16 protein-coding genes and 1 other RNA gene are annotated in these 21,208 nt (G+C 33.5%); 7 read left to right on the top strand and 10 right to left on the bottom strand.

Going from position 1 to position 21,208, the window contains the following annotated elements; translation table 11 throughout:
- Positions 1-45: 45 nt before the first annotated feature.
- Both IWX80_RS09780 and ffs read right to left on the bottom strand, forming a co-directional pair.
- On the bottom strand, positions 46-849 hold the full coding sequence (locus tag IWX80_RS09780; protein ID WP_196853262.1) for an SDR family oxidoreductase: 804 nt from the start codon (positions 847-849) through the stop codon (positions 46-48).
- 81 nt (positions 850-930) lie between these two features.
- An RNA gene (gene ffs / locus IWX80_RS09775) (signal recognition particle sRNA small type) lies at positions 931-1,028 on the bottom strand.
- An 87-nt stretch (positions 1,029-1,115) separates the two neighbouring features.
- On the opposite strand from ffs, the gene IWX80_RS09770 reads away from it, so the two are divergent.
- Positions 1,116-2,192: a glutaminyl-peptide cyclotransferase gene (locus tag IWX80_RS09770; RefSeq protein WP_196853261.1), complete on the top strand. Its 1,077-nt coding sequence runs from the start codon at positions 1,116-1,118 to the stop codon at positions 2,190-2,192.
- A gap of 12 nt (positions 2,193-2,204) precedes the next feature.
- Positions 2,205-3,443 carry an imidazolonepropionase gene (gene hutI, locus IWX80_RS09765; protein WP_196853260.1) on the top strand — a complete coding sequence of 413 codons (1,239 nt, stop codon included), beginning with the start codon at positions 2,205-2,207 and terminating at the stop codon, positions 3,441-3,443.
- A gap of 52 nt (positions 3,444-3,495) precedes the next feature.
- On the opposite strand, the gene IWX80_RS09760 is transcribed toward hutI, so the two are convergent.
- Positions 3,496-4,380 (bottom strand): hypothetical protein, encoded by an 885-nt coding sequence (locus IWX80_RS09760; RefSeq protein ID WP_196853259.1) that lies wholly within the window; start codon positions 4,378-4,380, stop codon positions 3,496-3,498.
- Positions 4,381-4,479: 99 nt separating this feature from the next.
- Between IWX80_RS09760 and IWX80_RS09755 the strand changes: the two genes are divergently transcribed.
- The 3 genes from IWX80_RS09755 to IWX80_RS09745 all read left to right on the top strand — a co-directional run bounded on the left by IWX80_RS09755 (position 4,480) and on the right by IWX80_RS09745 (position 7,739).
- Positions 4,480-5,526 (top strand): formimidoylglutamase, encoded by a 1,047-nt coding sequence (locus IWX80_RS09755; protein WP_196853258.1) that lies wholly within the window; start codon positions 4,480-4,482, stop codon positions 5,524-5,526.
- 301 nt (positions 5,527-5,827) lie between these two features.
- Positions 5,828-7,084 carry a DEAD/DEAH box helicase gene (locus IWX80_RS09750; RefSeq protein WP_196853257.1) on the top strand — a complete coding sequence of 419 codons (1,257 nt, stop codon included), beginning with the start codon at positions 5,828-5,830 and terminating at the stop codon, positions 7,082-7,084.
- Between the two features lie 178 nt (positions 7,085-7,262).
- On the top strand, positions 7,263-7,739 hold the full coding sequence (locus tag IWX80_RS09745; RefSeq protein WP_334682306.1) for an Hsp20/alpha crystallin family protein: 477 nt from the start codon (positions 7,263-7,265) through the stop codon (positions 7,737-7,739).
- Positions 7,740-7,844: 105 nt separating this feature from the next.
- Here IWX80_RS09745 and IWX80_RS09740 read toward each other — a convergent pair whose 3' ends face one another.
- The 3 genes from IWX80_RS09740 to aroC form a co-directional block, all read right to left on the bottom strand.
- Positions 7,845-10,040: a response regulator gene (locus IWX80_RS09740; protein ID WP_196853256.1), complete on the bottom strand. Its 2,196-nt coding sequence runs from the start codon at positions 10,038-10,040 to the stop codon at positions 7,845-7,847.
- 189 nt (positions 10,041-10,229) lie between these two features.
- Positions 10,230-11,510 (bottom strand): dicarboxylate/amino acid:cation symporter, encoded by a 1,281-nt coding sequence (locus IWX80_RS09735; protein WP_113635682.1) that lies wholly within the window; start codon positions 11,508-11,510, stop codon positions 10,230-10,232.
- A 112-nt stretch (positions 11,511-11,622) separates the two neighbouring features.
- The gene (gene aroC / locus IWX80_RS09730) at positions 11,623-12,681 is read right to left on the bottom strand and encodes a chorismate synthase (protein WP_113635741.1); all 1,059 of its coding nucleotides are present in this window, start codon (positions 12,679-12,681) and stop codon (positions 11,623-11,625) included.
- A 183-nt stretch (positions 12,682-12,864) separates the two neighbouring features.
- Here aroC and IWX80_RS09725 point away from each other — a divergent pair, with 183 nt between their 5' ends.
- Positions 12,865-13,704: a UDP-2,3-diacylglucosamine diphosphatase gene (locus IWX80_RS09725; RefSeq protein WP_196853255.1), complete on the top strand. Its 840-nt coding sequence runs from the start codon at positions 12,865-12,867 to the stop codon at positions 13,702-13,704.
- Between the two features lie 115 nt (positions 13,705-13,819).
- A complete protein-coding gene (locus IWX80_RS09720) occupies positions 13,820-14,323 on the top strand; it encodes a hypothetical protein (protein WP_196853254.1) in 504 nt (167 codons plus the stop codon).
- 51 nt (positions 14,324-14,374) lie between these two features.
- On the opposite strand, the gene IWX80_RS09715 is transcribed toward IWX80_RS09720, so the two are convergent.
- From IWX80_RS09715 to IWX80_RS09700, 4 genes are all read right to left on the bottom strand, one after another.
- Positions 14,375-14,803, bottom strand: coding sequence for a protease complex subunit PrcB family protein (locus IWX80_RS09715; RefSeq protein WP_113635675.1), 429 nt, complete (start codon positions 14,801-14,803; stop codon positions 14,375-14,377).
- 70 nt (positions 14,804-14,873) lie between these two features.
- Positions 14,874-16,007, bottom strand: a complete 1,134-nt coding sequence (gene bshA, locus IWX80_RS09710; RefSeq protein WP_113635673.1) for an N-acetyl-alpha-D-glucosaminyl L-malate synthase BshA — start codon at positions 16,005-16,007, stop codon at positions 14,874-14,876.
- A 77-nt stretch (positions 16,008-16,084) separates the two neighbouring features.
- Positions 16,085-18,106, bottom strand: a complete 2,022-nt coding sequence (locus IWX80_RS09705) for a heavy metal translocating P-type ATPase (RefSeq protein WP_196853253.1) — start codon at positions 18,104-18,106, stop codon at positions 16,085-16,087.
- A gap of 105 nt (positions 18,107-18,211) precedes the next feature.
- Positions 18,212-21,208 (bottom strand): glycoside hydrolase family 3 N-terminal domain-containing protein, encoded by a 2,997-nt coding sequence (locus IWX80_RS09700; RefSeq protein ID WP_196853252.1) that lies wholly within the window; start codon positions 21,206-21,208, stop codon positions 18,212-18,214.

Raw genomic sequence — 21,208 nt, 5'->3', positions numbered from 1 at the left:
AGCGAGGGATGCCGCTTCAATCCCTCACGCAAATTTCGTGCAAAATTACAATTTATAATGGTTCATCAGCATTTTTTCATATACTTTATCCGGTAAAATTCTCTTCAAAACAATTGAGAATTTTTGCATAAATACACCCACTTTATAATGAATTTCAGGTTCCCGAGTTTGTATAATCTGATAAACTGCTTCTGCCATTTCATTTGGATTACTGCCGCTGTCTACATGTTCATCCATTGTTTTCAATGTATTTCCATATGGAGTTTCGTAAGCCGAACCTTTTAGAACCGGAGCATGAAAACGTCCTGACGCAATATTTGTCGCAAAATCTCCCGGAGCTACATTCGTAATATGGACACCAAATGATTTTACTTCCATACGCAATGCTTCCGTTATGAGTTCTAATGCTCCTTTTGAAGCAGAATAAACACTTCGGTAAGGCAAGCCCATATAACCCGCAATCGAAGTCACGTTTATAATTAAACCCGAGCTTTGCGCACGCATTTGTGGCAAAACCGCTTTCATTACTTCAATTGGACCAAAAAGATTGGTCTCAAAATTATTCTTGATTTCATGCATAGGAATTTCTTCCAATGGTCCCGTAATCCCAACACCAGCGTTGTTAATGACAACATCAAGTCTTCCGGAGATCGAAATTACTTTGGCAACAGCCGCATGAATCGAATCTGCATTCCGAACGTCCAAAGCCACTAAAGGAAAAACCGAATTCAAAATTCGATCCGGATTTCTGCTGGTTCCATACACAACAAAACCTTTATGATGTAAAAATTCGCCAATAGATTTTCCTATTCCTGAGGAACCGCCAGTTATTAAGACTACTTTATTCATGATTGTTGTTGTTTATGATACGAAAGGTCCAAAAATAAAAAAATCCTCCCGAAGGAAGACTACTTTTGTAATAAATAAAAAAAATGGCAAGCGACCTACATCGCACCGCTCAACCACGTACCCTTGCTATGTTCCCATCCTGGGGGAGTCTGCAGGAGCTGGTCGTGTAGGACTTGCCGGTGCAAATATACAATCTTTTTATATTTTTACAAGAGCTTTAATCATTAAAAATAACATTGTATATTGGTACAACAAAAAAAGAAATCATGAAAAACTATAACTTCCTATCTGTCATTTTATTAGGAATCACCTTAGCAAGTTGCAACGAAACAAAAAAAGGTGAAAATACTTTATTCTCCTTTGATAATTCTAAATTTAAGGAACAATACAACCCACAAGAAGCGCTTTCTTTGGAAATTTTGAACTCAAATTCCAAAACAATAGACAGCGTTATCTACTATGTAAATGACAAAAAAATTGGTTCGAAAAAAGGAGTTGACAAACTAACTTTTGAATTAAAGGACCAAAAATTGGGATATCAAAACCTAAAAGCTTTTGTCTATTACGAAGGTCAAAACTCAGAAGCTACAACTAGAGTAGAATTAGTTTCTGATATTCAACCAAAATTATTGAAATATACTATTATAAATACCTATCCACATGACATCGGAGCCTACACACAAGGTTTAGAATTTTATCGTGACACGCTTTATGAGGGAACTGGAAACGGAACCGGAAACGGAACCGGAGAAAAAGGGATTTCCAGCTTAAGAAAAACAAATTATAAGACTGGAGAAGTTTACAAAAAAGTGGAATTGGCTGACAAATATTTTGGTGAAGGAATTACGATTTTAAACAACAAAGTTTACCAATTAACCTGGCAAAATAATGAAGGGTACGTTTATAATGCAGATACTTTCAAAAAAGAAAAAACGTTTACCTATTTCAAACCTATCGAAGGTTGGGGATTAACAAATGACGGGAAATATTTATACCAATCCGACGGAACCGAAAAAATTTGGATAATTGACCCAGCCACACTTAAAGAAGTAGACTACTTGAACGTATATTCATTTGAAACAAAAATAAAAGCTATCAATGAACTCGAATGGATTGACGGTAAAATTTATGGAAATGTATACCAAAAAGATGCCATTGCTGTCATCAATCCTAAAAATGGCGCGGTAGAAGCAATTATCAATCTTGCCGATTTGAAGAAAAAAATAACTCAATTACCTGATACGGATGTCCTAAACGGAATTGCCTACAACCCAAAAACAAAAACCATTTTTGTAACCGGTAAAAACTGGAATAAAATGTTTGAAATCAAAGTTTCAGAGTAATTATCATTTGTAATGACAACATTAATCATCAATATTAAAGAGTTGCTTCAGGTTCGAGATTCTTCAATTTTGAAAGTTTCGGGTGCTGAAATGGCGATTTTACCAACGATTAAAAATGCCTTTTTGGTGATTAAAGATAATTTAATAACTGATTTTGGTTCGATGGATACTTTGCCGGAAATTCACACGGACAAAACTATTGACGCAACAGGAAAGATCGTTTTACCATCTTGGTGTGACAGTCACACGCATATTGTGTATGCGGGAAATCGGGAACAAGAATTTGTAGACCGAATAAACGGTTTGTCGTATGAAGAAATCGCTAATCGAGGTGGTGGAATTTTAAATTCAGCAAAAAAACTCGACGAAACTTCCGAAGAAGAAATTTACCAACAATCCAAAGCGCGTCTGGAAGAAGTCATGCGTTTGGGAACCGGAGCAGTAGAAATCAAATCAGGATACGGATTAACAGTTGATGGAGAATTGAAAATGCTTCGCGTGATTCAGCGATTAGCTCAAAACTATCCAATTACAATCAAAGCAACTTTTCTGGGTGCTCACGCTTTCCCATTAGAGTTTAAAGAAAACCATCAAGGATATATTGATTTAATCGTCAACGAAATGCTTCCAGAAATTGCCAAAAATAAACTGGCAGATTTCATAGATGTATTTTGTGAAACTGGTTATTTTACGGTTGAAGAAACCAAACAAATTATGGAAGCTGGAATTAAATTTGGCTTGAAGCCAAAAATCCATGTCAATCAATTTAACTCTATTGGCGGAATTCAAGCGGGAATAAAACACAATGCGCTTTCCGTAGATCATCTAGAAGTTATGAAACCGGAAGATATTGAATCTTTGAAAAACTCTGAAACAATGCCCGTTGCATTGCCTTCATGTTCTTATTTTTTGAGTATTCCTTACACGCCAGTGCGAGAAATGATTGCTGCTGGACTACCATTAGCGCTAGCAACCGATTATAATCCGGGTTCTACTCCATCCGGAAATATGAATTTTGTAGTAGCAACTGCGTGTATCAAAATGAAAATGACTCCCGAAGAAGCCATCAATGCTGCCACAATAAATGGAGCATATGCCATGGGAATTTCTGAAACTCTCGGAAGCATCACCATTGGCAAAAAAGCAAATCTAATTATCACAAAACCCATTCCCTCCTACTATCAATTACCTTACGCTTTTGGCAGTAATCTGATTGAAACTGTACTTTTAGAAGGTGAAATTTTTGCATAAAAAAAGAGGAACATTTTACGTTCCTCTTTTTTATGATTATTTTTTTGGATGATTATCTTAAGATAAAACTTGTTTTAGAAACCAATATATCAGTATCAAAAATATTGATATAATAAGTTCCTTTAGCAAAATCTTTCCCTTTAAGATCTTGAGTTACCTGAACGGTTTTATTGTCATATTGTACAACCGTTGTAAAACTGTATGTTAAGGTATTATCTCCAAAAGTTTCTGTTTTTTTGTCTCCTAAAACATTGTTTTTACTATCAATCACTTGAACGTAATACATTTTTTCACCTGATTTAGCAATCGGGTTTTCAGGAATTGTAAAACTAACTCTAAGAACATCTGCTCTGCTCGCTTTGTCTGTTTCAATTTGTTTACCAGAACTTCTTAGTTTAAAAGCTGATCCTCTTGTATTTAAAACTGTTAATTTTGAACCAATTTCAACTGCTTTAGCCAATTCTTCGTTTTGACCTGCTAAAACTTCATTGTATTTCTTTGATTCTCCCAAAACAACTACTGTACTATCACGCTGCGTAGTCAAAGTTGTGTTTTGTTTTTTTAATCCTTCATTTTCCGCCATTAAAACTTTCATGTTGCCTTGTAGCGCATTGAATTGAGTTCTGTATTTTGACAATGAAGCCACATCACCTTTAGATTTGCTTAAATCAGACATTAAGTTTACCACTTTATCTCTTTCTTGAATCAACTCATCAGACATTGAAGTGTTTTCTGCTATAGCAGCATCATAAGTCGATTTTAATTCCTGCAAATCTTTCATCACCGATTCTTTTTCGGTCAATGTAGTTTTTAATTCTGTTTTAACGGTGTCAGCATCAGAGGTCATTTTGAAAATGTATATCAAACTACCCACTAATAAAATCGCTAATACAGCTATTACGGCTTTAAGACTTGAACTGCTTTTTTGATTTTCCATCTCGATTTAATTTTTATTTATTTACAAATTTAACAATATATAACTACCTAATAACGTAAGTTAACACAATTATATTATTTTTGACTAAAATATTTTTTAATGGAAAAGATTATCCCGTTCACTATCAAAGATCTCGCAAAGATAACCAACCACCGAAGTGGCGAAATAAAATTTGGAGAAAAAATGATAACCATTCCAAAAGATGCAGATCCTCTTGAATTTCTAAAAACTTGTGAAGCAAAATATGTATTGTTTGGTATTCCCGAAGATATTGGCATAAGAGCAAATTACGGCAGACCTGGAGCTGCTTCAGCTTGGGATAGCGCCATAAAAAGCATTGCTAATATTCAGCACAATCGTTTTTGTAAAGGCAGTCAACTTGTAGTTTTAGGTCAACTTGATGTAAGTGAACTTATGAATAATGTTGAAATCCTTGATTTTAATGACATTGATGACCGTTCTAAATTGAGTCAGCTAGTTGATAAAATTGATAAAGATGTATCGCATATCATTTTCAGTATCATAAAATTAGGAAAAACTCCTATTGTTATTGGTGGCGGACATAATAATTCCTACGGAAATATAAAAGGAACTGCTCTTGCTAAAGGGAAACCTATAAATGCTATTAATTTTGATGCGCACTCTGATTTTAGAATTCTCGAAGGACGCCATAGCGGCAATGGTTTTTCGTATGCTTTTGAAGAAGGTTTTTTGAAAAAATATTTCATTTTTGGACTGCATGAAAATTATACTTCAAAAAGTGTTTTGGATATTATTAAAAAAATTGAAGATCGAGTTCGATATATCACGTATGATAGCGTAAGTATTAGAAAAGAAAAAGACTTTGACCAAGAAATGATCACTGCATTAAGTTTTATAAATGATGAATTTTTTGGAATTGAAATCGACTTAGATGCTATTCCAAACATTGCTTGCAGTGCTATGACAATGAGTGGCTTTTCTGTGGAACAATTGCGTCAGTTTATATCATTTTTTGGAAAAAATAAAAATGCTTCCTATTTGCATATTTGCGAAGGAGCACCAGATTTAGGGGAAGAAAAAAACAATCATCTGATAGGAAAACTGATAGGTTATTTGGTAACAGATTTTATAAAATCCAACAGCGCTTTGCCATTACCAATTTAAAAACCACTTTCCAATAAAAGAAGATAAGTTTGGTCGGCAAGCACAAATTCCTCAAAGTTACAATTTGAAATAATAGCCACGAATTTCACAATTTAGCACAAATTAATTCGTGAAATTCGTGGTGTTTTTTTTAGAAGCGAAATATACTCTAGTAGATGATTTTAACTTTTTTTGAACCAATACCCTTTCAAAAATCCATAAATTCGGCTCCTAAAAAAGTTATAAAAACCCATAAAAAATATTAATACTATCTTTGCGAAACTATCTATGTACCTAATACAAGATATTTAATATCCAAAATATGTTATTCGAAGATTTATCACTTTCAAAAAGTATACAAAAAGCCGTATTTGAACAAGGCTACCTCAATCCAACTCCTATTCAAGAACAATCGATTCCACTAGTATTAGCGGGAAGAGATTTAATAGGATGTGCACAAACCGGAACGGGAAAAACAGGCGCATTTGCTATACCAATCATACACCAATTACACCGAATTGTAGGTTCATCAAAAAAAGCCAAAGTAATCAGGTCTCTAGTTGTAACACCAACGCGAGAATTAGCCGTTCAAATAGGCCAAAGTTTCGACGATTACAGCAAATACACTAATTTGACTCAACTGACCATTTTTGGTGGCGTTTCACAAAACCCTCAAGTTGATACATTAAAAAATGGTGTAGATATCCTGATAGCAACACCTGGAAGATTACTTGATTTACACAAACAAGGTTTTATAGATTTAGATCATTTGCATACTTTAGTGCTTGATGAGGCAGATCAAATGCTGGACATGGGATTTGTAAACGATGTCAAGAAAATTGTAAAGCTTACGCCAAAAAACAGACAAACTTTATTTTTTTCAGCAACGATGCCAATTGCTATCCGAGAATTAGCCGAAATGTTTCTTACGGATCCTGAAACCGTAACCGTTTCGCCAGTTTCTTCAACAGCTGAAAATGTGGAACAACGCGTTTATTTTGTTGAAAAAGCCGAAAAAAGAAATTTACTCTATCATTTGATTAAAAATGAAAATTTATCAGATGTATTGGTTTTTTCCAGAACCAAACACGGTGCTGATAATGTTGTAAAAGCATTACGAAAAAACAACATCGCCGCTGAAGCCATTCACGGTGATAAGTCACAAAATGCAAGACAACGTGTTTTGGATGCTTTCAAAAACAAAGAGGTGGGCGTATTAGTAGCCACTGATATTGCTGCGAGAGGGATTGATATTGACCAATTACCGTTTGTAATAAATTTTGATTTACCAAATATTCCTGAGACGTATGTTCATAGAATTGGCAGAACCGGTCGAGCCGGAAATGGCGGAATTGCGATTTCTTTTTGCAGTAAAGACGAGCACGGCTATTGGAAAGATATTCAAAAACTGATAAAAGTTGATGTTAAGACCGTAAATGACCATCCATATCATTGGCATTCAGGCAGTCCGGAAACAGCGCCCGCATCTGCTGCACAAAAAAATTCGAACCGAAGCGGTGGTGCGCATAAGTCAAGAAAGTCTGACGCATCTAAACAAAATAAAAAGCGCTGGTATTAATTGTATTTCGATAGTAATTTTTCAGGTGTAAGAATTGCCCTTTTAACCAAAACATAAATACGCAATTAAACGTTAATACATTGTTTTTCAACGTTTTAAATGTTAAAAGCTGTTTAAAAAAATATTTAAATCAATACATTTGATACAAGATATTATAAACAACTTTAAACAAAAAATTATGGAAACCTTAGTTAAAAGAAACGGATTAATGCCAGTAATGAATGCAAGTTTATTTCCTTCAGTAAATACATTTTTTGATGATTTTATCTCAAGAGATCTTTTTGATTGGACTGATAAAAATTTTACCGCTCTGGGCAGTAATTTACCTTCAGTTAATTTAAAAGAAACTGATGACAAACTACAAGTAGAACTAGCTGCTCCGGGAATGAAAAAAGAAGATTTTAAAGTTGAAATTGACAACAATGTGCTCATGATTTCTTCTGAAAAACAAGAAGAAAAAGAAGAAACCAGAAAAAAAGATAATTATGTTCGAAAAGAGTTTAATTATCAATCTTTCTTTCGATCTTTTACTTTGCCGGATTCAATTGATGAAAGCAAAATTGAAGCAAGTTATAAAGATGGAATTCTTCATGTCGATATTGCAAAAAAAGACAATGGTAAGAAAAAAATGTTAAAAAAAATTGCAATAAAATAGAAATTTATTCAATTATTATCAGATAAAAATCGTTAAATCTTAGAGTTTGTAGGAGACTTTAAAGGTTTGACGATTTTTTTTTTAGTTTTAAAAATTTTCGCCCCTTTAGTTTTTAGAAATCAAAATTGTAATGATACTAAACAATTTAACCGAGTCAAAAGGTTTTATAATAATATCATTAATTCCTGCTGAGAGAGCTTCTTCAGTAATTTCAGCTTTATCAAAAGCAGTGAGTGCCACAATTGGTGTTTCAATTCCCATGAGACGAATTTTACGAGTAGTTTCAAATCCATTTATTAGAGGCATATTGATATCCATCAGTATAATATCAAAATATTCTCTATGAAGAATTTCCAATGCAGCATATCCGTTATCTACTACGCTACATTTATAATTATTCTTTTCTATAGTTTTTTTGGTAACCAACTGATTAATATGATTATCCTCAACAACCAAAACATTTATGGAATGAGGAGGAGCAATATCAACTTGAATGTTATTGATGATATCAATTGTTTTCTCAGGATTGTATTCAAAAGCAATCAAGAACTTAAAAATAGTTCCCTGACCAATGGTGCTTTGCAATGAAATAGTACTATTGAATAAGCCTAACAGTTGTTTTACTATTGAAAGTCCAAGTCCGGTTCCTTGATAATCCGTTTCTTTTCGACCTACTTGTACAAATTTCTCAAAAATCTTCTCTTGATCTTCAGCTGCAATTCCAATTCCGTTGTCTTCAATTCTGAATTCTACAAAATAGGATTTGCCTTCTACTCTTTCTAAATTTATGTGAATTATTACTTCCCCATTTGCCGTAAATTTCAGAGCGTTACTCACCAAATTCATAATAATTTGAGATAGCCGTAATTTATCACCAATTAAATATTCTGGTATAGCAGGATCAATTTTTACTACTATAAAATTATTATTTTTTTTAGCTAAAAAAGAAAGCGAATTTTTGACCATATTAATTTCATCAGAAATATTAAAAGTCAAATTCTCCAAAATCATTCTGTTATCTTCAATTTTGTTAATTTGAAGAATATCATTTACCAACGAAAGCAAGTATCTGGCCGAAAATTTTAGCGAACTCAAGTGCGGACTGTCAGCTAATTCTTTATGTTCGTCCAGCAACATATTTGTAATTCCTACCACTCCATATAAAGGCGTTCTGAGTTCGTGACTAATAGTTGACACAAATTGAGATTTTAAAACAGAAGCTTCCTCCGCTCTTTCCTTTGCAATTAATAGCTGTTTATTAGTCGTTGAAAGTTCTGCATTCAATTTTTTTCTGAAATTATTGTTTTTAAACAAAGTATAAAGCAAAAGCAACAAAACGATAGATATTACTGTAAATAACAACAAAATCGTTTTAGATTTTTCTACGATCTGAAGTTGGGCTTCTTTTTCGATTTCAAATTTATCGATTTCCCTTTTATACTCATCTAATTCAACATTAATTCCGGCAATATTAGCTTTCTCCAGTTTTTCCTTGTTGTAGAGTAATGCGGTAATTTCGTTGTATCTATTAAGGTTTTCGTACGCATTTTTATAATCACCTTTGTTCATCAAATGTTTAGAATATTCAAGATGTGCAAAGGATAAATCCGACTTTTCATTAGCTTCATTTCCAGCTTTTATAGCATTCAAAAAAGAATTTGTGGCTTTTTCATCATTACCTTCATGGGAATAATACATTCCGTTGAGCATATTGATAGCACCAGCATTAAATTTATTACCGAACTTTAAATTGTACTTATTTACGAATTCTAAACTTGGATATCCTTTCTCAAAATGGCCAACGTCAAAATAAGCCCAAGCAATATTTAATTTGGTCATAAAAATCTGATTAGTGTCCGCTATTTTTTGACTGTATTTAATAGCATTTTCATAAAAATTTATCCCTTTTATATATTGCTTCTTTTCAAAACAATAGATATTACCTAAATTATTATGAATCCTGCTTTCCAGAGTATCATTGGTAGTCTTGTTCGCGTACTTTAATGCTTTATTGTAGAAAAAAATAGCTTTATCAAATTCAGCAAGTTCAGCGTAATTAGCAGCTATGGTATTGTAGGAAATTGTAATTGCGGTAGCATCATTAGCAGTTATGGATTTTTGTAATGCTACCTTAGAAATTTCTAATGATTTTTCAAAATTAGCCTCCTTTAAATATTGAGAAGCCTCATCAGTTAGTTTGGTAATTTCTTTGTCAGAAAATAATTTTGTTTGTGCAAAAATAGTGCTGTTAAAAGAATTTAACGTTAGTAATGCCCACAAAACAACACGTATCTGATACATAAACAATTAAAGTTTATCAAATATACATTATTTTAATAAAAAAAGGAAGAAATGGGTAAATTATGTATTAAAATCAAACAGAAGAAAAGAATAATTTAAAAGACAGAAAAACTCCCGTATTTAAACAAAAAAACCTGTTCAATAGTTGAACAGGTTAAAATAGGTACTTTAAAATATTATTAATTTCTACTACTCGATAACAACTTCTTCCGTTTCATCAGCACCCTCCCATTGTCCTACAACTGAAGTTGCTAAAGCATTTCCTAAAACATTTGTTGCACTGCGAAACATATCACAAAAGTGATCGATTGGCAGAATCAAAGCAATTCCTTCAATTGGAATATCAAACATACCGCAAGTTGCCGCAACAACCACTAAACTCGCTCTTGGAACACCTGCAATCCCTTTACTGGTAAGCATTAAAACTAAAAGCATCGTCATTTGAGTTCCTAAATCTAAATCTATACCATAAGCTTGCGCAATGAAAATACTGGCAAAGGTCATGTACATCATACTTCCGTCCAAATTGAAAGAATATCCAAGTGGCAACATGAAAGATACAATTCTATCTTTGACACCAAAACGTTCTAATTCTTCTGTCAATTTTGGAAAAACAGCTTCACTGCTGGTTGTTCCAAAAGCAATAATTAACGGACTGACAATTCTTTTAAGCAAAACAGTCATTCTGCTTTTTAGAAAAATATACCCTACAACAATCAAAACTACCCAAAGTGATGAAATACCAATTAAGAAAGAACCAAAAAACTTAAAGTAAGTAATGGCCAATTCCTGAAAATCTCTTACTGCAAATACGCCCGCAATAGCACCAAAAACTCCTATTGGAGCAAACTTCATTACATAGTTTACCATTTTAAGAACAATATGAGAAGTTTTATCTAGAGCGTTTGTAACTGGCTTCACATAATCTCCCAATGCGGCTGCAGCCAAACCAAAGAAAATAGAAAAAATTACAATTTGTAAAATTTCATTGGTTGCCATGGCCTCAAAAATACTTTTAGGCACAATATGTTCAATAAAGTTTTCAAAAGATATATTTTGAGTTTTTGCAGTAACTTCTGAAACTGAACCCATATCAACATTTGATAGATTAAGGCCAACTCCAGGTTCCAATATGTTTACAAAAAACATACCCAATAATAAAGAGATAAATGAAGCTGTAAAGAACCATCCCATCGCTTTTCCTCCAATTCTTCCTACCGCCTTTATATCACCAAGTTTCGCAATTCCTACAACCAAAGTTGTAAAAACTAATGGAGAAATAATCATTTGAACCAATCGAATGAAAATTGTAGCCAGAATTTTGATTTTATTACTAAAATTTTGAGCCGATTCTGGAGAAATCGAATTGTGTATGATAATGCCTAAAACAGCACCCAAAACCATAGCAATTAATATTTGACCCGTTAATCCTGAAAAAAAAGATGGTTTTTTAGTTGTATTGGTATTCATTAATGTATTTGTTAGGCTTCAGGACTTCTCCTGATTATCACACTATCTTTTTTACTTACATTGAAGTTTAAAATCGGTAATGTTTATAGTAGAAAAGTTCCCAAAATTAGTATTAATATGTTTTGTTTATCAAATAAAAATCAGCTAAAACAATCGCTGCCATTGCTTCGACAATAGGCACGGCACGTGGAACAACACAAGGATCATGACGTCCCTTTCCGGTCATTTCCGTAATATTGCCTTTATTGTCTAAGGATTCTTGTTTTTGCATAATGGTAGCCACAGGTTTAAAAGCAACTCGGAAATAAATATCCATTCCGTTACTGATACCGCCTTGTATTCCGCCTGAAAGATTGCTTTTTGTCGTTCCATCAGAATTGTATAAATCGTTATGCTCGCTACCTTTCATTTTTGCACCACAAAAACCACTTCCAAATTCAAATCCTTTTACAGCATTTATGGAAAGCATTGCTTTTCCAAGTTCCGCATGAAGTTTATCAAAAACTGGCTCTCCTAAACCAATAGGCACATTTTGAATCACACACGTTACAGTTCCGCCCACAGTATCACCTTGTTTGCGAATATCCCGAATGTATTCTTCCATAATCACCGCTGCTTCTTCATCTGGGCATCGAACCGGATTATTTTCGGTTTTTGAAAAGTCTAAATCTTGGTATGGTTTTTCTAAAAATATTGGTCCTACAGAAGAAACGTAAGCATTAATTTTTATTTCCGGTAACATTTGTTTTGCCACAGCACCAGCCACTACTCTGCTTGCAGTTTCACGAGCTGAACTGCGTCCGCCACCGCGATAATCACGAACTCCATATTTTTTTTCATAGACATAATCGGCATGACTGGGTCTGTAATTATCTTTTATATGGGAATAATCGTCTGATTTTTGATTGGTGTTAGGAATAATAAAGCCGATTGGTGTACCAGTCGTTTTACCTTCAAAAATCCCTGAAAGAAATTGAACATCATCCGGCTCTTTTCGTTGGGTAACGATAGCTGATTGACCTGGTTTTCTTCTTGACATTTCGAATTGGATTGCTTCTAAATCTATTGTAATTCCTGGAGGACAACCGTCTATGATTCCGCCTAAAGCATCACCATGGGATTCTCCAAAAGTTGTTATTCTAAATAGTGTTCCGTAGCTATTTCCTGCCATTATAATTTGTTTTGAACAAAAGTACCATTTTAGTTTAAAGTTCAAAATTTTAGCCTTTAAAGTTTTAACCAACATTTCACATTTATTGTTATTAAATTAATATTATATTAAATTTCTTAACCTTTAATTCCAATTCATTTGATAATATTTCGATTATTTTGGTAAACTTCAAATGGAAAAACCTTGAAAAAAAGAAAAGTCGAGTTAGTGGTGATTTCAGATGTACATCTTGGAACTTTTGGAAGCCATGCCAAGGAACTTTACAATTATTTATCCACCATTAAGCCCAAGATTTTAGTCTTAAATGGCGATATTATTGATGTATGGCAATTTAGAAAATCTTATTTTCCAAAAGCACATTTAAAGGTCATCCAAAAAATTATCAGTTTTGTTTCAAAGGGAACAAAAGTCTATTACATTACAGGAAATCATGATGAAATGCTCCGAAAATTCAGCGATATGAATTTGGGTAATTTTACTTTAGTTGACAAATTAGTCTTAGATCTTGATGATAAAAAAGCTTGGATTTTTCATGGTGATGTATTTGATGCTTCTGTACAGCACTCAAAATGGATTGCAAAATTAGGTGGATTAGGATATGACTATCTAATTCTTTTAAACCGATTTGTAAATTGGTGTTTGTTAAAACTAGGAAAAGAACCATACTCTTTTTCTAAAAAAATAAAGGCAAGTGTTAAGAAAGCAGTAAAACACATTTCTGATTTTGAAAAAACAGCCACTGAATTAGCAATTGAAAAGAAGTATGACTATGTAATTTGTGGACATATTCATGAACCGAAAATGATTCATAAAGAAACCAAAATTGGCAGTACAATGTATTTAAATTCCGGAGATTGGATTGAGAATCTTACAGCATTAGAGTACAATAAAAAACGTTGGAAATTATTTCGCTATTCGGAAATGAATTATGTTGAGGAAGATAATCTTTTTGAGATGGAAGATATTTTAAGCAATCAAGTCATTGCTTCCGTGCTATTCTCGAAACAAAACATTTTGATGTAATTCTCGTTTTAGGGCGCTGTGATTTCGGAATATGTAAATTATATAACTTTTATCTGAAATTTTATAAAAATTTACCCTGTGTTAGCGTTACATTTGTATCAACAAAAACTCACATATGAAAAAGATTATTTTATCGGCAATAATGTTAATTGGATTAGCATTTACCGCACAAGCACAGGATATTTCAAAAAATGCATTAGGTCTTCGTTTTGGAGATAGCGGTGGATTTGGTGCTGAACTTTCTTACCAAAGAGGTTTATCAGCTAACAACCGTTTAGAATTAGACTTAGGTTGGAGAAACAGAAGTAACTTCAACAACAATAACTACGATGACAATGCTATCAAATTAACAGGTTTATACCAATGGGTTTGGAACATTGATGGTGGTTTCAACTGGTATGCTGGTATTGGTGGTGGTGTTGGAAGCTATGGTTATGAAAATAACAATACAAAATACAATGACACATTTGCATTTGCTGCAGGAGATATCGGTATCGAATACAACTTTGATATTCCGTTGTTAATCTCTTTAGATTTCAGACCTGAATTTGGTGGAAGTGGATACTACAAAAACAATTACGGTTCTGATGTAGCTTTAGCTCTTAGATATCAATTCTAGTATTATCTAGATAATACATGAAAACGGCCACTAGAAATAGTGGCCGTTTTTTTATTTAATAATAATTTCTTTTTTAGAATTTATTTTGACAACACAAAAAGGAGTTGTAAAAGCCTGCGTTACCATGCTACCGGGTTCAGGATTAGTTTCTTTTACAGTTATAATTACATTTTTATCAGTTTCTACAATATTTTCAATTCCTATACTATAACCGCCAGTTGTTTTCTCTCCCATATTCAAAACAATAAAATTCGAGTTCTGAATATCAGTAGCACTAATCTTATCTTTCAAATTTTCATCATTCTGCAGCATTTTAATTTCGTTTGGCTCAGAAAGTATTTCAAAAAAACGAATATTGGCGCCGCCATTAGATTGCTGTGTCAAAACTTCATATAATTTGCTTGTATCTGAAATTTTTGAAGAAGTAGCACCACATGAAGCAAGCGTAATAGCAAATGCGGAAAGAATTAGTTTTTTCATTTTTTATATTTTAAATAAACGGAATAGCTTTAACAACGTATTCTCATTCATAAAGTTATCAATCGAGAGTTTATAAATATTTATTAATGGCTTTTTGATACAACTCTTCGTAAAGCGGCAAAATATTTTTAATATCAAATTGTTTCGCAACTGATAAAGCATTTTCTTTAAATTGTTTCAGAACCGAATCGTCTTTTAAAATTTTCAATGCATTTTGAGCCATTTCATCGGTATTCCCCACGTTACTTAAATAACCGGAAATACCGTCAAAATTTACCTCAGGCAAACCTCCGGAATTACTGGAAATAACAGGAACTTTACACGCCATGGCTTCCAAAGCGGCTAAACCAAAACTTTCTGTTTCAGACGGAAGCAAAAACAAATCCGTTAAGCACAAAATTTTGTCAATTTCGTTGCTGTTACCAAAAAAGATGACTTTATCTAAAATTCCCAATTCCTGACATAAATATTCTGCTTTTTCTTTTTCAGGACCATCTCCTACCATCATTAGTTTCGCCGGAATCTCTTTCTGGATGTTATAGAATATTTTAATCACATCCGGAATTCTTTTTACTTTTCTGAAATTACTGATGTGTGTAATAATCCGTTCATTTTCCTTTGCCATTACTGAACGTTGACAAGGAATACTCGGGTCATTTATGTTTTTTTCCAATTCAATAAAATTTGGAATCACCTCAATTTCATTTTTTATATTGAATAATTTAAGTGTGTCATCTTTCAAACTTTGGGAAACCGAGGTAACAAAATCAGATTTATTGATGCTAAAAGTTACGGCCGGTTTATAAAAAGGATGATTTCCAACCAATGTAATATCAGTTCCGTGTAAGGTAGTCACCATCGGAATATTGATTCCTTCATCTTTCAACATTTGCTTGGCCATATAGCCAGCATAAGCATGCGGAATGGCGTAATGCACATGAAGCAGTTCTATTTTATATAATTTTACCATATCGACTAATTTACTGGACAAAGCCAATTCATACGGTTGATAATGGAATAGAGGATATTCAGGGACATTTACTTCGTGGTAATGAACATTTGGACTTAAAAGTGCCAAACGTACGGGCTGACTGTAGGTTATAAAATGGATTTCATGACCGCGACGCGCCAATTCCAGCCCTAATTCTGTAGCGACAACACCACTACCTCCAAAGGTAGGATAACAAACTATTGCAATTTTCATGTATGTAATTTAATGAAACGAAATTAAGAAAAATAGGAATGGGTTTTATGGAATTTTAAGTTAAATACGAGATGAACTTAAAATTTCATTCGCTGAATTCTAACCGCATTCAAAATTGCCAGTAATGCTACACCTACATCCGCAAAAACAGCTTCCCACATCGAGGCAAGTCCACCTGCTCCAAGAATTAGAACTATTAGTTTTACAGAAAAAGCCAAACTAATATTTTGCCAAACGATTTGTTTTGTTTTTCTTCCAATGGCAATAGCGGTAAAAATCTTAGTAGGTTGATCATTTTGAATAACAATATCAGCCGTTTCAATTGTTGCATCGCTTCCTAAACCACCCATAGCAATTCCGGCTTGCGCCAAAGCAATTACCGGAGCATCATTTACGCCATCTCCCACAAATGCAACTTTTAGTTTTTGGTTTATAAGCGCTGCTACTTTTTCGACCTTATTTTCCGGTAATAAATCTCCAAAAGCTTCATCAATATTCAACTCTTTGGCAACAGCCGAAACTACAGCTTGATTATCACCAGATAGCAAAATTGTTTTGATATTTATTTGGTGTAAACTTTCAATAGCTGTTTTAGCATCTTCTTTTATTTCATCGGCAATAAGGAAATAACCTGAATATTTTTTATCGATGGCAACAACTATAATGGTAAATGGAATTGTATCTAACTGTTTGTCATAATCGATATTAAATTTATTCATCAGTTTAGGATTTCCCACTAAAATTTCTTTTCCGTCCACAAGGCCTTTCAAACCAAGCCCTGAAATCTCCGTAACATCAGAAACTAAAGTTTTGTTTGTAGCATTATTGGCGTATTCTAGTATTGCAGAACCAACAGGATGCGTAGATTTGGCTTCGATTGCGGCAGAATAATTTACCAAATCAGCCTCGGGAATCCCAATTGAAACTACTTTTTGAACTTTAAAAACACCTTTAGTCAACGTTCCCGTTTTATCCATCACCACTACCTGAATTGCAGCCATTGTATCTAAAAATGTAGATCCTTTAAACAATATTCCGTTTTTACTTGCTGCGCCAATACCGCCAAAATACCCCAACGGAATAGAAATCACTAAGGCACAAGGACATGAAACCACCAAAAAAATCAAGGCTCGATACAGCCACTCTTTAAATACATACGTTTCAACAAACAAGATTGGAACCAAACAGATGGCAATAGCGAGATATACTATTATGGGCGTATAGATTTTAGCAAACTTCCTGATAAATAATTCTGTCGGCGCTTTTTTGGCGGTAGCATCCTGAACCATTTCAAGAATTTTAGATAATTTACTATCTTTAAATGCCGTAGTTACCTCTATTCGAGCAATGGAATTTAGATTGATCATTCCAGCAAGAATAGTTTCTCCTTTTGATTTAGAATCCGGTTTGCTTTCGCCGGTTAAAGCAGCTGTATTGAAAGTGGCATAATCCGAAAGCAATTTCCCATCCAATGCTAATTTTTCCCCGGGTTTTAATTCTATAATTGCGCCAATAGTTACTTCCGACGCTTTAATTGCAACCACAGTTTGTCCTTGAACAACATTTGCAACATCAGGTCTTTCATCCAATAATGATTTGATGTTGGATTTGGCTTTTTGTACCGCCATCACTTGAAACAGTTCACCAATAGCATAAAAAAGCATTACAGTAACTCCTTCTGCATATTGACCAATGCCAAAAGCGCCAATAGTAGCAACACTCATCAAGAAAAACTCAGAAAAAACAGTTCCGCTTCTAATACTTTGAAAAGCATCTTTTAAAACTGGAAAACCAACTGGAATATAAGCTATAACATACCAAACAATTCGAATCCAACCATTAAACCAAGATTGCTGAAAGTAATTATCAAATAACAACGCAACTAATAATAATACAAAACTGACTATAGAGGGAAAAAACATCTTTAATACCCCTTCACCTCCATTTGAATGATCGTGATCATGGTCATGTCCAGAGTGATTTTCAGTATCACTTTCTGATGAGCAGCAATCCGTTTGGTTATTTGTCACCGTTTTATTATCTTCTAATGAGCAACAAGTATCCTGATGACTAGCTTTATTCTTATGTTTGTGCGCCATAATTACAGTAGATTAAGAATTTTAAAAGTACAAAATTAACCCTCAAGAAGTTAGTTCAACGACTCTTTTCTAAACCTAAACTGAATCCAAAAAGATTGTAGATTTTTAATCTGTAATGGCTTCGTAAATTATTTTCTGAATATCTTCCCGAATATTTGCTTTGGATAATCTATTCTCTGCAGCTACTGGAAAAGTTCTATTGGATAAAAAAACATAAACAATTTGTGTTTCAGGATCGGCCCAAGCCATTGTTCCAGTGTAGCCGGTGTGTCCAAAACTGGTCATTGAAGCACAACCGCATGTAGGTCCTTCGGTACCCAATTGTGGTTTATCAAAACCAACGCCTCGCCTATTTCCCACTGCGCAGAAATAGCAAGTATTGAAGTCTTCAAAAGTTTTCTCGGAAAAATATTGCTGATTGCCATAATTTCCTTTTTGCAGATAAAGTTCCATTATTTTAGCCACATCCATTGCATTCGAAAAAACTCCTGCATGACCAGAAACTCCACCTTCTAAAGCAGCCGATAAGTCGTTGACATACCCTTGCAAAAGCTGGCGACGGAAATACGTATCCGTTTCAGTTGGAGGAATTCTGTTATTGTCAAATTTAGCCAACGGATTAAAACTGGAATTATTCATACCAAGCGAGCGATAAAAATTTTCCTGAATTAAAACATCTAAAGTTTTACCCGTTGTTTTTTCCAAATAATCCTTCAAAATCATGAAAGTAAGATCACTGTATTTGTATTCTTTTTTTACTGACAGCTTACTATCCACAATCATTTTCATAATCGTGTCGCTAAAATCATTTCGTATAAAAAGACTATCTCCTAATTTTTTTGAGAAATTCTCTTCGGCAACTTTCCTAAAATAAACCTCAGAAGGAGATTTTGATTTATCAATTGTGGCCTTGTAAAATGGAATTCCTGCTGCTAACCCAGCATAATGAGACAATAAATCCTTGAAATTGATATTCGCTTTATTCGAATCTTTAAAAATAGGAGACATTGTTGCTAATGTAGTCTCCAAATTTATTTTTTGCTGATCGTATTGCAACATAACATTTGGTAAAGTCGCCAAAATTTTTGTCAACGATGCCACATCATAAATATCAGAATCCTGCACTTTTATCGATTTATCATAGGTATGGTATCCGAATGATTTCTGATATATAACTTTACCTTTTCGGGCTACTAAAACCTGAATTCCAGGTGTCATTTTAGCATTAATCGCTTTATTGGCAATACCATCAATTTTGGATAAAATAGTTGAATTCATTCCAACATTTTCCGGTGTAGAAAACCCTAAACGATTCAATTTTTCTGTTGGCAAACCATCATTTACTTTGAAACTATCATTGATTGAAACCGGTAATTTTCCTTTAGCTTCGATTGATCCAAAAATTAGTTCGGCAGAAACAATCTGAGCAATGGAACTATTCTGATACGAAACAACCAATCCTTCGATATCATCAAAATTGGTAATTGGCAGTAATGAATAAGGCTTGGCAAAAACATTCAGAATTACTCTATTGTTTTTGGCTAAAAAATTAATCTTAAATAATTCATTAGATTTTAAATCATCGTTTCTAAAAGCAACATCTGATTTATGATAACCAATAATTACCGTTGTAAAAGGCTGTAATTTCGCTTGAAGACTATCCAAATTAGTTTCTGCAATTTCAGTTACTTCAGCGTATTTTTTTAAAGTCGATAAAAAATCATCGTTGCTGTCATCGCCAATTTTTACATAAGCAATTTTTTGTTTGTCTAAATTTTTAATTGGCAACACAGCCGAAGTATTTTTTAGAACCGTAATTGCATTTTCATACAATTCATATTGCAATGCATCATTTTCGACAGTATTTAAATCGTTATACAAATTTTCAGTGGCAATTGGTTTGTACGCATTCAAACCAGCTTTATACTTGAATTTTAAAATTTTCTTTACAGAAAAAGCCAACCGTTCATCAGTAAATAAATTCAAGGAATATGCTAATCTAAATTTATCAATCGCAGCAGGAACATTTTCAGGAAACAACAAAACGTCATTTCCGGCCATAAAAGCTTCAAAATTAATTTCGCTGGGTAATTTAAAATTACTTACACTTTTCATATTCAAAGCATCTGTAAAAATAAGTCCTTGAAAACCCATTTCTTTTTGAAGAATATCAGTAACTACATTATATGAAATCGAAGAAGGAAAATTAGGTCTTGGTTCTAAACTGGGAACGCTTAAATGTGCCACCATAACTGATGCAAGTCCTTCATGAAACATTTTTTTGTAAGGGTAAAACTCAATATCTTTTAGTCTTTCTTTCGAAGAATTAATGATTGGTAATTTTTTATGAGAATCTGTATCTGTATCGCCGTGACCTGGAAAATGTTTCCCTGTCGAGAATACTCCCTGACTTTGAACCCCGTTCATTATGGCAATTGCACGTTCTGTAACCTTAAATTTATCTTCGCCAAAAGAACGAAAACCTATAATAGGATTTTTAGGATTTGAATTGATATCAAGTACCGGTGCAAAATTAAACTGCATTCCCAATCGCTTGCTCTGCTGTCCCATTTGCGCACCAACTTTCTCTAAAAGTTTCATGTCTTGAATGGCGCCAAGAGTCATATTCCAAGGATAACGATAGGTAGAATCCAATCGCATACCCAACCCCCATTCCGCATCACTTCCTATAAAAAGAGGAATTTTTGATTTGGATTGAAAACGATTAGTCAATTTAGCCTGACGAACCGGACCGCCTTGGAAGAAAATTAATCCTCCAATTTTATAATCTAAAATGAGTTTTTCAATTGCATTACTATGAGCAGAATCTTTATTGGAATATGCGGCAACCATAAATAATTGCCCGAATTTTTCCTCTAAGGTCATAGTATTATAAAGACTGTCAACCCATCTGTTTCCTTCGGGAGATAAGTCAAAAAGCTTAGGAATATTAGTAGTATTTATGCTGTCCAAATTTTCTATTTTGGACGGAACTGTGGATACAATTGTTTTGTTCTTATTCACTTTTGTACCAACGCAACCAGCAGCAACAAAAATAAATAAGACATAAGAAAAAACAATTTTGATGCCTATTTTTTTCAT

The sequence above is a fragment of the Flavobacterium sp. CAN_S2 genome, from assembly GCF_015752255.1.
Taxonomy (GTDB): domain Bacteria; phylum Bacteroidota; class Bacteroidia; order Flavobacteriales; family Flavobacteriaceae; genus Flavobacterium.
This window is presented reverse-complemented; position numbering and strand designations above follow the sequence as displayed.

What these genes read in the sequence shown, in the direction of transcription:
- IWX80_RS09780 (WP_196853262.1), bottom strand. Translation starts at nt 849, where the DNA reads ATGAATAAAGTAGTCTTAATAACTGGCGGTTCCTCAGGAATAGGAAAA.
- IWX80_RS09745 (WP_334682306.1), top strand. Translation starts at nt 7,263, where the DNA reads ATGGAAACCTTAGTTAAAAGAAACGGATTAATGCCAGTAATGAATGCA.
- IWX80_RS09740 (WP_196853256.1), bottom strand. Translation starts at nt 10,040, where the DNA reads ATGTATCAGATACGTGTTGTTTTGTGGGCATTACTAACGTTAAATTCT.
- IWX80_RS09750 (WP_196853257.1), top strand. Translation starts at nt 5,828, where the DNA reads ATGTTATTCGAAGATTTATCACTTTCAAAAAGTATACAAAAAGCCGTA.
- IWX80_RS09770 (WP_196853261.1), top strand. Translation starts at nt 1,116, where the DNA reads ATGAAAAACTATAACTTCCTATCTGTCATTTTATTAGGAATCACCTTA.
- aroC (WP_113635741.1), bottom strand. Translation starts at nt 12,681, where the DNA reads ATGGCAGGAAATAGCTACGGAACACTATTTAGAATAACAACTTTTGGA.
- bshA (WP_113635673.1), bottom strand. Translation starts at nt 16,007, where the DNA reads ATGAAAATTGCAATAGTTTGTTATCCTACCTTTGGAGGTAGTGGTGTT.
- IWX80_RS09715 (WP_113635675.1), bottom strand. Translation starts at nt 14,803, where the DNA reads ATGAAAAAACTAATTCTTTCCGCATTTGCTATTACGCTTGCTTCATGT.
- IWX80_RS09720 (WP_196853254.1), top strand. Translation starts at nt 13,820, where the DNA reads ATGAAAAAGATTATTTTATCGGCAATAATGTTAATTGGATTAGCATTT.
- hutI (WP_196853260.1), top strand. Translation starts at nt 2,205, where the DNA reads ATGACAACATTAATCATCAATATTAAAGAGTTGCTTCAGGTTCGAGAT.
- IWX80_RS09755 (WP_196853258.1), top strand. Translation starts at nt 4,480, where the DNA reads ATGGAAAAGATTATCCCGTTCACTATCAAAGATCTCGCAAAGATAACC.
- IWX80_RS09705 (WP_196853253.1), bottom strand. Translation starts at nt 18,106, where the DNA reads ATGGCGCACAAACATAAGAATAAAGCTAGTCATCAGGATACTTGTTGC.
- IWX80_RS09760 (WP_196853259.1), bottom strand. Translation starts at nt 4,380, where the DNA reads ATGGAAAATCAAAAAAGCAGTTCAAGTCTTAAAGCCGTAATAGCTGTA.
- IWX80_RS09700 (WP_196853252.1), bottom strand. Translation starts at nt 21,208, where the DNA reads ATGAAAAAAATAGGCATCAAAATTGTTTTTTCTTATGTCTTATTTATT.
- IWX80_RS09735 (WP_113635682.1), bottom strand. Translation starts at nt 11,510, where the DNA reads ATGAATACCAATACAACTAAAAAACCATCTTTTTTTTCAGGATTAACG.